This is a genomic window from Fibrisoma montanum (assembly GCF_003583365.1).
GTDB classification, from domain to species: domain Bacteria; phylum Bacteroidota; class Bacteroidia; order Cytophagales; family Spirosomataceae; genus Fibrisoma; species Fibrisoma montanum.
The window spans coordinates 60436-76986 of record NZ_QXED01000012.1 but is presented as its reverse complement, the minus strand read 5'-3'; the positions used below and the strand labels follow the sequence as shown (position 1 = coordinate 76986).

General features: G+C 55.1%; 12 protein-coding genes and 1 tRNA gene. 12 read left to right on the top strand and 1 reads right to left on the bottom strand.

Annotated features, from left to right (window positions below; genetic code table 11):
* Positions 1–10: 10 nt before the first annotated feature.
* The 12 genes from DYU11_RS28995 (at position 11) to DYU11_RS28940 (ending at position 10341) form a co-directional block, all read left to right on the top strand.
* Positions 11–1351, top strand: a complete 1341-nt coding sequence (locus DYU11_RS28995; protein WP_119671244.1) for a family 1 glycosylhydrolase — start codon at positions 11–13, stop codon at positions 1349–1351.
* A 32-nt stretch (positions 1352–1383) separates the two neighbouring features.
* Positions 1384–2169 carry an alpha/beta fold hydrolase gene (locus tag DYU11_RS28990; RefSeq protein WP_119671243.1) on the top strand — a complete coding sequence of 262 codons (786 nt, stop codon included), beginning with the start codon at positions 1384–1386 and terminating at the stop codon, positions 2167–2169.
* 43 nt (positions 2170–2212) lie between these two features.
* Positions 2213–2286 (top strand) — tRNA-Pro (locus tag DYU11_RS28985).
* A 205-nt stretch (positions 2287–2491) separates the two neighbouring features.
* Positions 2492–3934: an anthranilate synthase component I family protein gene (locus DYU11_RS28980; protein ID WP_119671242.1), complete on the top strand. Its 1443-nt coding sequence runs from the start codon at positions 2492–2494 to the stop codon at positions 3932–3934.
* 90 nt (positions 3935–4024) lie between these two features.
* Positions 4025–4591: an anthranilate synthase component II gene (locus DYU11_RS28975; protein ID WP_119671241.1), complete on the top strand. Its 567-nt coding sequence runs from the start codon at positions 4025–4027 to the stop codon at positions 4589–4591.
* A 93-nt stretch (positions 4592–4684) separates the two neighbouring features.
* On the top strand, positions 4685–5671 hold the full coding sequence (gene trpD, locus DYU11_RS28970) for an anthranilate phosphoribosyltransferase (RefSeq protein ID WP_119671240.1): 987 nt from the start codon (positions 4685–4687) through the stop codon (positions 5669–5671).
* Between the two features lie 76 nt (positions 5672–5747).
* Positions 5748–6572, top strand: a complete 825-nt coding sequence (trpC, locus tag DYU11_RS28965) for an indole-3-glycerol phosphate synthase TrpC (protein WP_119671239.1) — start codon at positions 5748–5750, stop codon at positions 6570–6572.
* A complete protein-coding gene (locus DYU11_RS28960; RefSeq protein ID WP_119671238.1) occupies positions 6569–7213 on the top strand; it encodes a phosphoribosylanthranilate isomerase in 645 nt (214 codons plus the stop codon). Before trpC ends, DYU11_RS28960 begins: the two co-directional genes overlap by 4 nt.
* Positions 7213–8415, top strand: a complete 1203-nt coding sequence (gene trpB / locus DYU11_RS28955; protein WP_119671237.1) for a tryptophan synthase subunit beta — start codon at positions 7213–7215, stop codon at positions 8413–8415. The genes DYU11_RS28960 and trpB overlap by 1 nt, the downstream gene beginning before the upstream one ends.
* Before the next feature lie 75 nt (positions 8416–8490).
* Positions 8491–9300 carry a tryptophan synthase subunit alpha gene (gene trpA, locus DYU11_RS28950; RefSeq protein ID WP_119671236.1) on the top strand — a complete coding sequence of 270 codons (810 nt, stop codon included), beginning with the start codon at positions 8491–8493 and terminating at the stop codon, positions 9298–9300.
* 27 nt (positions 9301–9327) lie between these two features.
* Positions 9328–9936, top strand: coding sequence for a bifunctional phosphoribosyl-AMP cyclohydrolase/phosphoribosyl-ATP diphosphatase HisIE (gene hisIE, locus DYU11_RS28945; protein WP_119671235.1), 609 nt, complete (start codon positions 9328–9330; stop codon positions 9934–9936).
* Between the two features lie 66 nt (positions 9937–10002).
* On the top strand, positions 10003–10341 hold the full coding sequence (locus DYU11_RS28940; protein WP_119671234.1) for a phage holin family protein: 339 nt from the start codon (positions 10003–10005) through the stop codon (positions 10339–10341).
* A gap of 71 nt (positions 10342–10412) precedes the next feature.
* Here the strand turns inward: DYU11_RS28940 and DYU11_RS28935 are convergent, their stop codons facing one another.
* Positions 10413–16544, bottom strand: a complete 6132-nt coding sequence (locus DYU11_RS28935) for an alpha-2-macroglobulin family protein (protein WP_119671233.1) — start codon at positions 16542–16544, stop codon at positions 10413–10415.
* Positions 16545–16551: the final 7 nt, after the last annotated feature.

The following is a 16551-nucleotide window of genomic DNA, read 5'->3' as shown; positions in this document are numbered from 1 at the left end:
GCAAAGCAACATGGCACAGAAAGGATTTTTAAACATCATCAAGAAGCAGTACGGCGATGGCAACTACGACGGCGATCAGTTCGGCGGAGCCGGTGGTCACGACGGAACTGGCCTCCCAAGCGGCAACGCGGGCAATTTCATGTTCGCAACGGGCATTGAGTGCTCCTACCCTACCATTAAAAAAGGCACTGTTCGTCGCGATCAGCTCCGCGAGTGTGGCCACTACGACCGCTGGCGCGAAGACCTGGCTCTGGTCAAGGATATGGGAATACGCGTTCTGCGCTATGGTCTCCCCTACTACGCCATACATCAGGGGCCGGGTAAATACGACTGGAGTTTTGCCGACGACGTAATGAATGAGATCAAACGGCTGGGCATTACACCCATTCTGGATCTGATGCACTTTGGTGTACCCGACTGGATCGGTAACTTTCAGAATCCGGAGCTGCCCGTTCTTTTCGCCGATTATGCCGGGGCCGTAGCCAAACGCTATCCGTGGGTTCGCTATTACACCCCCGTCAACGAAGTGTATGTAACGGCCCGCATCAGCGCAAAGGATGGCGTCTGGAATGAGCAGCTTAAGACCGATAAAGGCTTTGTAACGGCGCTTAAACACCTGGTAGCCGCCAGCATCATGGGTAATCAGCAGATCGCCAAATACCGGAACGACTGCGTCATTGTCCAGAGCGAAAGCGCCGAATACATTCACGAAGTCTGCGCAACGCCTTCCGAAGAAACGATGCTGGCTAATGAAAGCCGCTTCCTGGCACTTGACCTGCTCTATGCTAACCCGCCTTCGGCCACCATGTGCATGTATCTGCTCGACAACGGCATGACCCGGCAGGAATACGACTGGTTTATGACCGGCGAACCTCCTGGCTACCAGATCATGGGTAACGATTATTACGGTCGTAATGAACGGATCAAACTACCCGACGGCTCCGTGCATCATTCCATGGACGTATTGGGGTGGTACCAGATGACCCGGCAATACTACGAACGGTATCACAAGCCGGTGATGCACACGGAAACTAACGTATTTGAGGCCGATAGCGCGCCCATGTGGCTCTGGAAACAGTGGATTAATGTTCTCCAGATGCGCAAGGACGGCGTACCGGTGCTGGGCTTTACGTGGTACAGCCTTATCGACCAGATCGACTGGGATACGCAGTTGGGTGAAGTCAACAACCGCGTCAATGCGTGCGGTCTCTACGACCTCGACCGCAAACCGCGGCCCGTCGCACAGGCTTACCGCGATCTGCTCAAAGAATTCGGTCAGATCACCATCGTACCATACGGCGAAATGCTCGAAATGACCGACCGGCCCGCCCGGCTGAAAGTCGTGGTCTAGGCATTTTCTGCAAACCAACCGGAAAGCACGTTATGAAGCATCTGATAAACGGCACTCGATTAAATATACTGGAGCAGGGCAGCGGCCCGCTGACGCTCATTTTTCTGCATTACTTTGGGGGATCAGCTCGGGAATGGCAGTCGGTCATGAACCTGTTGTCTGACCGATACCGCTGCCTGGCTGTCGACCTGCGGGGTTTCGGCGACTCGGATGCGCCGGCTGATGGGTACTCGGTAGGCACTATGGCCGAAGACATCACCTGCGTGGTACAGCAGCTGGGCATTGAAAAATTTGTTCTTGTTGGCCATTCGATGAGTGGCAAAGTGGCCTTGTTGGTGGCGACTGAGCAGACTAACCGTATCGAACTGGCTAATTTACAGGCGCTCGTCCTGCTGTCGCCTTCGCCACCGGTGCCGGAGCCCATTCCCGACGATGAACGGCAAAAGCTGCTCAAGGGATATGGTCAGCGTACGTCGGCAGAGCAGACGCTGAAAAACATTACGGCGAAACCCATTTCCGACATGGCCTGTGAGCAAATCATAGCCGATGACCTCCGTAGTGCTAAACCAGCCTGGGAAGCCTGGCTGAAATCGGGTAGTCGGGAAAATATTTCGGATCGTATGCCGGCGGTTCGGGTGCCCGTGTCGATTCTGGTTGGTTCCGACGACCAGGCGCTCCCGCCTAACGTTCAATCCGAGCTGGTTCTACCCTACGTACCACATGCCACAGTAGACATTGTTCCCGAAACCGGTCATCTGCTGCCGTGGGAAGCTCCGGACGTTGTAGCTGCGTTTATTTCAAAAAAAATTGCCGCCTGACTTTACAATACCACGTTCGAACTGTTACCTTTGTACCCCAATTCGGGGTGTAGCGCAGCCTGGTAGCGCGCTACGTTCGGGACGTAGAGGTCGTGGGTTCGAATCCCGCCACCCCGACTTAAGTAAGTTTAGAGCAAAACGTTCGTACTTGAACCGCTTTACTTTGTGAACCGCGCTATTGCAAATAACATGATCTGGTGGTGGCATTCTTCTCATCTGGGATGAATGGAGCCACCATTTTGTGTAAAAACAAACTAAATCAAGGCCTACCGTTCATCCCGGTAGGCCTTATTTTTTGCCTTTAACGAACCCGGTAACGCCCATGCAAACCTTAACGAAGTCCGCTACGTACCACGTCCGCACCCGCCACAAGCGGATGCTCGCCGACATCATTACGCCAGTCAGCATCTACCTCCGTATCCGCGACCGCTTTTTGAACAGCATTCTGCTCGAAAGCTCTGATTACCACGGCAACGACAACAGCTTCTCGTACCTCGCCTTTGACCCGGTAGCCCGGTTCGCGTATAACGCAAACCAGCTGACGGTTCAGCTGCCCGGCGAGGCTGAACAAACCAGCACCGTAGAAGCCAAGGAGGTTCTGGATGCATTGCAGCAGTTCAAGAACAGCTTTCAGCCTGAGCCCGATTCGTTTCCGTTCATTACCAATGGTCTGTTCGGCTATTTTGCCTATCCAGCCGTTCAGAGCTTTGAAGACATTACCCTTCAGGCACCCATCCCGTCTGAGAACCAAATTCCGGCGGCCGTCTTCACGGTGTATCGCTACGTGATTGCCATCAACCATTTTAAAGACGAACTGCACCTCTTCGAACACAGCTACCTGCCCGACACGGCTACTGCCCATGAGCCAGCCAGTAATCTCGACTACATCAGCGACCTGATTACCAGCCGCAACTACCCCACTTACTCTTTCAGCCCCGCCGGGCCGGAGCAATCCAACTTCACCGACGACGAGTTCCGGGCGGTTATCCAGAAAGGGAAAGACCACTGCCAGCGGGGCGACGTATTCCAGATTGTGCTTTCGCGCCGGTTCTCGACCCCGTTTGTAGGTGATGAATTTAACGTCTACCGGGCCTTACGGTCGCTGAACCCCTCGCCCTATCTGTTTTACTTCGACTATGGCAACTACAAACTATTCGGCTCTTCGCCCGAGTCGCAGATCGTGGTCAAAAACCGAGAAGCGACCATTTACCCCATCGCCGGTACGTTTCGCCGGACGGGCGACGATGCGCACGATGCAGAACTGGCACAGAAACTCTACGACGACCCCAAAGAATCGGCCGAACACGTAATGCTGGTTGATCTGGCCCGCAACGACCTCAGCCGCAACTGCGATGTGGTGAAAGTCGAAACGTTCAAGGAAGTGCAGTACTACTCGCACGTTATCCACCTGGTATCAAAAGTCGTTGGTGAGCTGAACGAAACGGCGGATCCGCTGCAGATCGTAGCCGAAACCTTCCCCGCGGGCACGTTGTCGGGCGCGCCGAAACACATGGCCATGCAGCTCATCGACCGCTACGAGAGCATCAGCCGGAGTTTTTATTCGGGCAGCATTGGCTACATGGGATTCGACGGCGAGTTCAACCACGCCATCATGATCCGTACGTTCATGAGCCGCGACAATACGTTATACTATCAGGCGGGTGCCGGTATTGTGGCCAAGTCGGTTGTTGAAAGCGAACTACAGGAAGTACATAACAAACTGGCCGCGCTGCGCACGGCCATCGAACAGGCAAAAAACCTTTAAAATAGAGGAAAGAGGAAAGAGAACAAGGAGCAGGGCATAGCAGCATTCCCTTTCCGTCCTTTTCTCCCTCCTCCCCTTTCTCCTTGAAAAATGAAACTCCTCGTTTTAGATAACTACGATTCGTTCACCTACAACCTCGTGTATATCCTGCGCGAACTGGGTGAGCGGCCGGATGTAATCCGGAACAATAAGATTGCGCTGGATGCAGTTGGGCAGTACGACAAGATCATGCTGTCTCCGGGGCCGGGAATTCCGTCGGAAGCCGGAATCATGCAGAATCTGGTGGCCGAATACGGGCCAACCAAGAGTATTCTGGGTATTTGTCTGGGTCATCAGGGCATCGGCGAAGTATACGGAGCCCAGCTCGCGAACCTGGGCGACGTACTGCATGGCGTGGCGCACCGGACCTTCGTTACCGACCGCACTGAACCGTTGTTCGATGGTGTACCGGAGGAGCTGACCGTTGGGCGATACCACTCCTGGACTGTCGTTACCGACTCTGTGCCTGAAACCCTCCGCGTAACGGCCGTCGATGAACACGGGCGGGTGATGGGCCTGACCCATACTCGATTCGACGTAAAAGGCCTGCAATTCCACCCGGAATCCGTTTTAACAGAAAACGGCGTCAGGATGATTCAGAACTGGCTTAAACAATGAGCGAAAGAGTGAATGAGCGAATAGACCCGCTACCAAACCGCACAAGCAGCTCAGATTCACTCATTCGCTAATTCACTCATTCACTAATTGACTATGAAAGCAATACTAAATCACTTATTCGAGTACAAGACGCTCACGAAAGACCAGGCCAAGCAGGTGCTGCTGGGCATTGGGCGGGGCGAGTACAACCCGGCGCAGATCGCATCGTTTCTGACCGTTTACATGATGCGCAGTTTGCGCGTGGAAGAACTGGAAGGCTTCCGCGACGCCATGCTGGAACTGTGTCTGCCCGTTGACCTGTCGGCATACGATCCGATGGACCTCTGCGGAACGGGTGGCGACGGTAAGGATACGTTTAACATCTCTACCCTTTCGGCGTTTGTGGTGGCCGGTGCGGGGCAGCGGGTTGCCAAACACGGTAACCACGGCGTTTCGTCGCTGTGTGGTTCCTCGACGGTTATGGAACGGCTGGGTTACCGCTTTACCAACGACGTTGGCGAGCTGGAACGCAAACTCGATACCGCCGGAATCTGCTTCCTGCACGCTCCGCTGTTCCATCCGGCCATGAAAAACGTCGGCCCAATCCGGAAAGACCTCGGCGTGAAAACCTTTTTTAACGTCCTCGGCCCGATGGTCAACCCGGCGATGCCCCAGAAACAGCTGGTTGGCGTGTTCAGCCTTGAATTAGCCAGATTATATGCGTACCTTTATCAGCAAACCGACAAGCGTTTCATGATTCTGCATGCGCTGGATGGGTACGACGAGATTTCGCTGACGGGCGCCTTCAAAGTCATTAGTAACCAGACGGAGCAGGTGCTGGAACCGACACAGTTAGGCCTGAGTACGCTGACGCCAGAATCGCTCGCCGGAGGAACTACAGTCGATGAATCAGCGCAGATTTTCATGAACGTGCTGAACGACGAAGCTACCCCGGCGCAGAAGCAGGCCGTACTGGCCAATTCGGCCATGGCGCTGCTTGCCGCCGACCGGGCTGCTACCCGCGAAGAGGCCGTTGCACTGGCTCGTGAGTCGCTGGAAAGTGGGCGGGCGTTGAGTTGTTTTAAGAAGTTGATTGCATAACGTTCTCATCATCCTGACAGTTGCCGGTTTGCAGTTGCTGCAACTCAAGGCATGATAGACGCGGTCCACCGAACGAATGACAATTTTAGACCGGATCATTGAACAAAAACGAATTGAAGTAGCCCAGCGACAGGCTACCACCCCAGCGTCTGCCCTCAAAAACAGCCCTCTTTTCAGTCGGCTTACCCACTCAGCACGGGCAGCCCTGCTGGCTCCCGGCTCGTCGGGTGTCATCGCGGAGTTCAAACGCAAGTCCCCTTCCAAAGGCATCATCAACGACACCGCCGACGTGTCCTCTACAACGCAGGGGTACGTCCGGGCGGGTGCGGCTGTCCTGTCCGTGCTGACGGACGAGCCGTTTTTCGGGGGTACGCCGGCGGATTTGCAAACGGCCCGTCAGGCAAACCCGGCTACGCCCATTCTGCGCAAGGATTTTGTGATTGATACGTATCAACTCCTCGAAGCAAAAGCCTGGGGAGCTGATCTGGTGCTGCTGATTGCGGCTTGTCTGACGCCCAAAGAGGTAGCTGACCTGAGCCGGCAAGCGCATGATCTGGGGCTGGAAGTGCTGCTGGAAGTGCATGACGAAGACGAACTGGAACGCAGCCTGACCGATACGGTAGATCTGGTGGGGGTAAACAACCGGAACCTGAAGACGTTTGTGACATCGATCGATACGTCTCTGCGGTTAGCCGATCGCATTCCTGACGATTTTGTGAAGATAACGGAGAGTGGCCTGCACGAAGCCGCCACTATGGTAACCCTGTGGAAAGCGGGCTACAATGGTTTTTTGATCGGAGAAGCATTTATGAAAACAACCGACCCGGCGGCATCGCTGGCGCATCTGGTGGCTGATTATACTTCGCAACTACCTACCCCATCAAATACGTTTACACCATGAAGATTAAAGTGTGCGGTCTGCGCGACGCCGAAAACATCAAGGAAATTGCGGCTTTAGGCCCCGATTTTATAGGCTTCATTTTTTACGATCAGTCACCCCGGTTTGTCGGTGAAGGATTGGATGCAGATGTGGTGAAAGCGTTACCCCGCTCGATCCGGAAAGTGGGCGTATTTGTAAACGCCAGCCCTGACTCCATCCTGCGTACCGTTAAGAAGTACGATCTGCAGTACGTACAGCTTCATGGCACCGAAACCCCTGAGTACTGCCGCAGCCTGCGCAACCGGGGCATTAGTTTGATTAAGGCATTTCGTGTCGATGAGTCGTTCAACTTTTCCATGCTGAACAACTACAAGTTGCAGTGTGACTTCTTTCTGTTCGATGCAAAGGGCGACCAGCCCGGCGGCAACGGCATTCGCTTCGACTGGAGCCTGCTGAGCCGATACGACAATGAAAAGCCGTTTTTCATCAGCGGGGGCATTGGTCTGGACAATCTGGATCAGCTTACGGCCCTGAAGGATATGAAGCTGTACGGTGTGGATGTCAACAGCCAGGTTGAAACCGCCCCGGGGGTTAAGGATGTGGAGAAAGTAAAAGAGCTCATACACCGGCTCCGGCCCGTTGAGCATGAAGAGATCGTCTGATGGAACAACTGATTGAACAAGCCACCTCGTTTGAGGTGAGCGATAAAGGATTTTACGGCAATTTCGGCGGAGCTTTCATTCCGGAGATGCTGTACCCGAACGTCGAAGAACTCCGGCAAAGCTACCGTCGGATTATGGCCGACCCTGCCTTTCAGGCTGACTTCCAGGCTCTGCTGACCGATTATGTAGGCCGCCCTACTCCTCTGTTTCTGGCCAAACGCCTATCCGAAGACATCGGCGCTACCATCTACCTGAAGCGGGAAGACCTGTGCCATACCGGCGCTCATAAGATCAACAATACCATTGGTCAGATCCTGATGGCCCAGCGGCTGGGTAAAAAACGCATCGTAGCCGAAACCGGTGCCGGCCAGCATGGCGTTGCCACAGCTACGGTCTGCGCCCTGATGGGCCTGGAGTGCATTGTCTACATGGGTTCTATCGATATGGAGCGCCAGAAGCCTAACGTGGATCGCATGCGTATGCTGGGCGCTACGGTCGTACCGGCTACCAGTGGCAGCCAGACCCTGAAGGATGCCACGAACGAAGCCATGCGCCACTGGATCAACAACCCTGTCGATACGCACTACATCATTGGCTCCGTGGTTGGCCCTCACCCGTATCCGGACATGGTGGCTCGCTTTCAATCGGTAATTTCGGCCGAAACCCGCCGGCAGTTGCTGGAGAAAGAAGGCCGCGAAACGCCTGATTACATGGTGGCCTGTGTGGGCGGGGGTAGCAATGCCGCCGGCGCATTCTTCCACTATCTGAACGAGCCTACGGTAAAGCTTGTAGCCGCCGAAGCCGCCGGCCAGGGCGTATCGACTGGTCACTCCGCTGCCACTACCGCACTCGGTAAGCCGGGCGTCCTGCACGGTAGCCGCACGATTCTGATGCAGACCGACGACGGACAGGTTACTGAACCGTACTCCATCTCGGCGGGGCTGGACTATCCCGGCATCGGGCCATTACACGCCCATCTGTTTGAGTCAGGCCGTGGTATCTTCTGTAACATTACCGACGAGCACGCGGTTCAGGCCGGCTTCAAACTGAGCAAGCTGGAAGGCATCATCCCGGCGCTGGAATCGGCCCACGCCCTGGCGGCTCTGGAGGAACTCCCCTTAACGCCGAACGACGTAGTGGTCGTCTGCCTGTCGGGCCGGGGCGACAAAGACCTGAGTACCTACACCAAGTATCTCGATTAAAAAATAGTAGACCGGGCTTCGGTCCGGTACTAGTACACGCTTAGCACGCCCGGGCCACGGTCCGGGCTACAGGCCATGACGCACGAACCTCTCACCCAAAATCGCATAAATGATCTGTTTGCTCAAAAAAGCGAACGATTGCTGAACGTTTATTTCACGGCTGGATTTCCGAACCTTGATGATACCTGCACCGTACTGCGTGGATTGCAGCAAGCGGGGGTTGATCTGGTCGAGATTGGTATGCCGTATTCCGATCCGGTTGCTGATGGTGAAACGATCCAGCAGAGCAATATGCGGGCGCTTGATAACGGCATGACGCTGAAGCTGCTGTTCGACCAGTTGGCTGGTTGTCGCGACGGGCAGTCGGGCGAGCCGGTTACCGTACCCATTCTGCTGATGGGTTACGTCAATCCGGTGCTGCAGTTTGGTGTGGAAGCGTTCTGCCAGAAGTGCCGGGAAGTGGGGGTTGACGGCGTTATCCTGCCGGATCTGCCCCTCGATCTGTATCTGAGCGAGTACGCAGCCACCTTCCGGCAGTACGGTATTCTGAATGTATTTCTGATCACGCCACAAACGGCAGAGAGCCGTATCCGGCTGATCGACAGCGAAACCGAGGGTTTCATTTATATGGTATCTTCGGCCAGCATCACGGGTTCGGTTAAGGGAATCAGTGATTCCATGCGGGCCTACTTCGAGCGGATACAGGCCATGGCCCTTAAAAATCCGCGACTGATTGGCTTTGGCATCAACAACCACGACACCTTCGAAACAGCCTGTCAGTATGCCAACGGGGCTATTGTAGGCAGTGCGTTTATCCGGCATTTGGAGCAGGAAGGCCCCTCAGCCGAAAGTATCCGGGCGTTCGTGCAGACAATCCGGTCGTAGTGACTGCCAGACCGACTACATTTGTACATGGATTCTCCAGTAAATTTTGATAAATCGCCGGATGGGCTTGTTCCGGCTGTGATTCAGGACGCCGAAACCGGGAAAGTGCTGATGGTAGGCTACATGAATCAGGAAGCGTATGAAAAAACGCAGGCCGAGCGTATCGTTACCTTTTTCAGCCGAAGCAAACAACGGCTCTGGACAAAAGGCGAAACATCCAGTAACTTTCTGCACGTCCGCGAGCTGCTCGTTGACTGCGACGGTGATACGTTGCTGATCAAAGCTGCTCCAGCCGGCCCAACCTGCCACACGGGCGCGGATACGTGCTTTCAGGAAATCAATCAGGGCAAAGGCCAGTTTCTCAACTACTTGCAGGGGGTTATTCGGGATCGGAAGCAAAATCCGTCGGACGCATCCTATACCACCAAGCTGTTTGCAAAGGGCGTTAACAAGATTGCCCAAAAAGTCGGCGAAGAAGCGGTTGAGCTGGTGATTGAGGCTAAAGACGACAACGACGATTTATTCAAAGGCGAAGCGGCCGACCTGCTTTTTCACTTTTTGGTCTTGCTGGAGCAGAAAAACCTTGACCTCGACGATGTGATTACCGTCCTGCAGGGAAGGCACGCCAAACAATAGCCTGATGTTTCGGGTTTGAATTTGTCGGATATTAAACATATCTACGCAACCACAAACCTCACTTACATGGGCCTTATCGTTCGTATTCTCATCAGCGCGGTGGCTGTTTACATCGCCAGTATTTTCATTCCGGGTATCAGCGTTACGGGAGGAGTTGGCACGTACCTGATCGTGGCTATTGTACTGGGTCTTCTAAACGCCTTTCTGAAGCCAATCCTGGTTGTGCTGACGATCCCGATCACCATTCTCACACTTGGCTTATTTTACTTGGTCATTAACGTGCTGATGGTCTACCTGGCCGATTCATTAATCGGAGGTTTTAATGTGGCCGGCTTTATTCCCGCTCTGCTGTTCAGCTTCGTTGTGTCGGTAATTACATACCTGATCGACGCCATCGTTAGCTGATTCAGCAGATTCGATCATAAAAAAAGCCAGGTATGTGGGTACCTGGCTTTTTTGCATTTTACAGGAACCGGTTATTTCACCTTCACGCGCTCGCCGGTCGAGTGGGCTGAGAACTCAGGCGCGTAGAAGCACTGAACCGTAGCCACACCCGCTGAGAAATCGCCGGTATGAGCCACCCGGAGCTGGTATTCAAAGACATGGGTACCCACGGGCAGGTAGTTCAGAAAGAAATCCGTACTGGCATCGCGGGGCGATTCGTAGTAGCCAAGCCCGTTTTGGTACCGGTAACCGGAGAGCGCATCGACCGGCTCAAAGCCTGACGCCCGGCCGTCTTTGAGGTGTACATACTCCATGCTACGGTCCGTTTGAAGCACCAGCCTGACCGTAATGAGATCGCCGGGTTTCAGCGGCCCTGCCGACTGGATCGGCGTAATGACCGGACCCGCCGGCGAATCAGTCTGAACGTACAACTCCTTTTGCACCGATAACCCCGCATTTCCGGCGGGAATCCGGTCGAGCGGCTCAAAATGCTGCCAGTACACGGCGCCCCAGGCAGGACCTGCCGACTTCTTCGAAATCTGCACTACGCCCATCTCCGGCTTGATTTCGGAAGCCGTGTACGTAACTTTCTGGTATCCGGTTATGGCCTCGGTTTTGGTTACCCGGCTGTCGATTGGTTGGCCACCTAGCCGAACCTCAGTAGTTGATCTGGTATCGAGCCAGTCGGTGCCCCGCAGTAACAGGGCGTAAACAGCTTCGGTCGTCGCTTTTGTCGAGTGCCAGGCCTGCGTTTGTTTCTGGCGGATGAGCCAGCGCCGAAGATCGTCTGCAACGGTCTGGCTTTTCCCGGCCTCCTCAAAGGCTTCGATCAGATAGGCCTGCGTTTCGATGGGGGTTTCGTACCAGCTGAAACCGCTCTTGTTTTCCGGCCAGTACATCCCCAGCTCGTCCGAAACCTTTGCCCGCTCCGTCAGCGATTTTAAAATTTGCTGCGCTACCGGCTGATTACCAAAGCGATGCAAGGCTAACGCTGTTAAGGCCTGTCCCTGTAAGCTCTGCTTTAACCAGTTAGTCGTCAATTGCTGGCGGAGATAGGCCAGTACGTCGTTGTTGACCGGTTTTTCGGGGTAAAAACTACGGGCGTAGAGGTACTGTACCGCCAGATACGTGTTCTGGATCTCCGGTTTTCCTTTCTTTTGCTCATTAACCCAGGTTACCAGTTCGGCATCGACGTATTGAATGGCCTTCTCCGTCATCGAACGCAGGTCTGATTGTACCGATTGAGGCAGCGCAACACCGAGTTTCTGCAGGTGCCCGAATCCACCCAGAATGTGGAGCGTCATAGTCAGGCTGGGCGTCATACCCCCAAACCAGCTAAAGCCGCCTTCGGGTGCCTGTAGCTGGATCAATTTTGCTACGTTCGCAGCCAGTTCAGTATTCATCCGGTTCTGGTCGAACAACACCGCCAGTTGGGCCTGCCGCTCCGCTTCGTTACGGGCCTGAGCCAGCCAGGGCGTATTTTCGAGCGCCACGGCCTTCAATTTCTCATTGGCCTGAAGCGGGTTGCGGAGAGGATTCCGTTTCCATTCGTCAATCACCTGCCGGAACGCCGGTTTGCTGCTGATGATATGAGCCGCGAGGGTATTGGCATAGACCCGGCTGAACAACTGCTCAGCGCATTCGTAGCGGTACTCCATCAGGTACGGTAGCGACTGCAGCGCATACCAGGCCGGGTTGCTTGTCACCTCAACCGTCAGACGCTCGTGTTGACTGGGCAACTCCGGATTTTGATCAGTTAACGCCGTTAGTTTAAATTCTTTGGTCTGATTACCGCCGTTCACCCAGAACGGTTGCGTATCCGTCACCAGCATCCGGTTCGGCAATACGGGCAGCGTTTGTTCTTCGCCATCCGTAAAATCGCCCGCCTGCGCACTCAGTCGATACGTTACCGTTTCCAAACCGGCCGGTACGACCAGCGTCCAGCCGAGCGCTGTACTTTGACTGCCCGCAATGGTGAACGGCAATGGTCCGGCGCTATTGCCGAGTTTCTGGTTGATCGGTTCGTTGGTCAGCGCATCGAACAGTTCCAGTCGGGCCGTTCCCGTTAAGGATTTCGTGGTCAGGTTGTTTAATCGGGCGGTCAGGCGAAGGGTATCCCCTTCGCGGAGGAAGCGGGGCGCATTGGCCGTGATCATCAGTTCCTTCTGGGTCACAACTTCCCGTTCAAGCGTACCGATTTTCAGGTCTTTTGTATGCGCGAACGCCAGCAGCCGCCAGCGGGTCAGGGCTTCGGGCATGGTGAACGTCAGCACCACACGCCCCTGCCTGTCGGTTTGCAGCTGCGGAACGAAAAAGGCTGTTTCGTTAAAATTACGGCGGGGCACCACGGCAACAACCGGTTTTGGTGCTGCCGTTTCGGTGGCCTTTTCGGCAGCAGCCCCACCTCCGCCGAGGCTCTGGTCGGCCATGGGCGCGGCCATACGAGCTACAGCCCCGGAAATTTCTTTCTTAGCCCCGTTTCCATACCCGGCAACAGCCACTTCCTCCAACGCCTGGGCGTTTGCTCCCCGTATCCGAATGGTTGCATTGCCACGCGTCGAAAACCGACGTCCACCCCAAACGAACTCATACCCGAAATGGGACAACTGATCGTACTGGCGCGGACGAACGGTTACCGGCTCCCGATACGGCCTGTTCATCCACAAGCGGCTCATAGCCACCCCAAAACCCATTGTTGGCATGGTACCAAATGATGCCCAGTAGGGCTGATACAGATCTGTCGGCCAACTCAAGGCACTAAACTGGTCCAGCGACGCGTCATAGAGTGTGGCCACCATCTCGGCCAGAACCTTGTCCTTGTCGGGTCCACTGATGGTAAGCGTCCACTCTTCAGGCTGCCCGGGTTTCAGCTTATCACGAAACGTCTGCGTTTCGATGTGGAGCCTTTTGTTGGTGAAAGGCACCGTAATCACCTGCGTATGATCGTAGAGCCGGCCGTTCTGCACCATGGTGAAGTGAACGGCAAAGCCACCGCGTTGCTTTTCCGAAACCGGCAAAGCCACCCGCCGGGGCTTACCATCCGTTTTGAGCCATTCGAAGCGTGTGACGGCGTGATTCTCTTCCACCCGCATCAACACCCACCCCGGCTGTGCATTGCCAACCAGAAGAATAGCTTCCTGGCCCGGCTCAACCGTCGCTTTACGCACCCGCACCCAAGCATCCGGCTGTGTAAACGCACTGGGTTGCTGGTTATCAACAACGGAAAAATACGTTGGCTGCCTGATGTCCTGCCCCGTCGAATCGCGGATGATGACCTCGGCAACGTACTCGCCGGAACGGTAGCGGTTCAGCTCAGGTCGGAACGTCGAATCGGTGCGGGTCGTGAACGATTGCTGTTCGACCAGCTCGCCCTTAGCCCAGCTCCGCGGATCGTTCTCATTATCGAAGACATCGTTAGGAAACAGTCGTTCATAGTCGGCCCGGCTCAACACATGGCGGTCGGGGCGGCTCCATAACCGACTACGTAGTAAGCGAGTTGGCGCCTGAAGCCGGAACACCCGGATCTCTCCGGTTGTCCGTACGGGTTCTCCCAGTTGGTTTGTGACTCGCAGTGGAAAGGCGTGTGTCTCCTCTTTGTCGACCGGCGACGCGATTACCAGGTCTACCTGTACGGCTGTATACCCAATACGTAGCTTCTTCGACGTACTACGGGTTTCGCCCGAGAGGTCGGTTACGTCGAACGTGACGTCAAAATCAAAAACCGGATTGTCGCTCCGGGGTTTGCTCCGGTCGGAAACGGCCTGAAACTGAATGGTTACGTTACCCTGGGCATCTGTTTTGGCCACACCATTTACAATTTCAGTCTCGTCAGTCGAACGTCCCGGCCACGAACCGCCCCGGCCGCCATACTCGGACCGCCACCAGCCCCACCAGGGTTGCTGATACCGGCGGACAACGCGATAGCGTACGTCAGCCCTGTCCACTACCGCGCCGGAAAAGGTTTTTGCCTGGGCCGATATGGTTACGGTCTGCCCTAATCGGAACGACTCGCGTATGGGCTGAGCGACCACTTCAAATGTTGGCCGTTTGTATTCTTCAACACGAATCGACGTGCTTCCATAATCGGAATTGATGGCCATAAAGCCGGTTACCCGCCCGACGGGCGCAGTAAACGTTGTGGTGAACGTTCCGAACTCATTGGTACGTAGTGTTTTGTCGGCAACCTTCTCTCCATTCTGGTCAACCAACGTCACGCTTACCTCCTCGTTGGCCTTTACGCGGTACTGATTGTGGCGACCGTCGAACAGCAGGCCCTTGACGTAAATTGGCTGGCCAGGCCGGTAAATAGCCCGGTCGGTAAACAGTCTCAGCTGGGGTCTGTCTTCGTCATTCGCCTGCTGAGCATAGCCGGCGTAGTGATAATGAGCGTCAGAAAGCAACGTATCACCGGCCAGAACAATCCGGTAGCGATATTGCGTCTGGTTGGGTATGTCTCCTTTCTGGACCCTGGCTCTCCCCTGCGCGTCGGTCCGATACAGCGGTGTATACTGTGGGGCTTCAGGCCGTTTCCAGTGTATAATCTGTACGCTCGCCCCTGGCAAAGGCTGACCGGTCCGACGATCCACCACAAAAACACCATCTCCGGCCTGGGTCGATTGTCCCTGCTCCAGAACCGATAAGGTCGACACCGAAAAAGTGACCACGCGAACGTCGCTTTCAGTATCGCCTGCCTTGCGGCCGGAAGTTAAGATCAGTACGTATTGTCCCAGGGGTAGCCCGGCTATCGGAATCTCAACCGAGTGCTGGTTCAGGTCACCGTCGTCGGGTAACGTAACGGTAGCTTCAGCCACGGCTTTGCGCTTCCGCCAACGGTTTAGCTGCTCTTTCCGACCCGCTTCCGTTTCGGCCTGGCCATCCGGCGTTTGATATTCCGGTGCAGACATTCGAACAACCCGGTAGCGAATCTGCGCTACGTTCTGGTACTGCACGAAGGCCCGGAACGGCTGGTCTGGTACGTTTACACGCTCAACCTCAACTGAGTAGGAAGACTGAAGCAGTACTGCTAACAATTGTTCGGCCTGCTGCGCCGTTTTGCGTCCCTTGTAGCGGGTCATCACGTCCCGGCAAATCTCGGCGGCCTGTTTGCGATTCCATCTCGTCGACGAATCCCGTGGCGTAGAAGCTAGCGGGTACTGATTTGCCAGGTTTACGAGTGAAGTGGCCAGCGCGACGGCATACACCGCTTCGGCCGGTTGATTGCTGAAACGGGCAATCTGCTGCCGGAGCGTCTGGTGATACAGCGAATCGTTTTCGGGAACGACACTGTACTGGTGTACAAACGCCAGCCGAAGGGCATCAACATCAGCCAGCGCCAGGGGGTTATTGTCGGTCAGGTGAAACTGTACCAACTGCTGATACAGTTGCAGCGCCTGAAACCGTCCGGACAACGTATCGCTGGACTGCAACGGCAGTTTGACAAAGGTTTCGGGAGCCGCCAGATAACCAGCCTGATCGAGTTCAAAGCGGAAGATTGGCTTAAGCAGATCAGGTTCCGTGTTCTGAAAGAAGCGAATGGCCCGGTGGGCCAACAAGTCAAACAAGGTGGGCCGCAGCACCCGGCTGTCGGCATCACCTTTGGTAATCAGAACGTCGTAAGTGGCTACTGGCGTTTGTTGCAGCAAGTCCCGTTGCCGCACGGAGGCTAAATAAGCCGCCGTAGTTGCTTCTATAAGCTTGTGAGCATCCCAGGCGCGGGGATCAGAGGCATCAAGTTTTGATGGGGTCGGCTTTTGCGCTATACCTTGCTTAACGGTTGTTCGGTCGTAGAATTTGTACCGGTTCTGCTGGAAGTACTGCCAATAAAGGTCACCCAAAACAGACGATAAAACGGATCGGGTTGGCTCCGGCGTATCCCGAATATCCTGCGAAAGCGACCGGACGAGTTCCACGTAGCCTTCTTCGTCGGTGTAGCCGCGGGAAATCAGCCGATACATGGCCGCTTTAGCCAGTTGCGGGTAATTTTTAGTAGACCTGGCTTGTTCATATACCCGGTTCGCAATCGCCAGGGCCGACTTGGGTAGCCCGGCCGCCACCAGCGAATCCGCTTTTTTCCACTCACTGCGATAGTCGGGCAAGGTTTTAGACGGTTGCGCCCAGGTTAGAATGGGAAGCAGGATAAACAGCGTACTGACAAATTTACACATGGTGGCG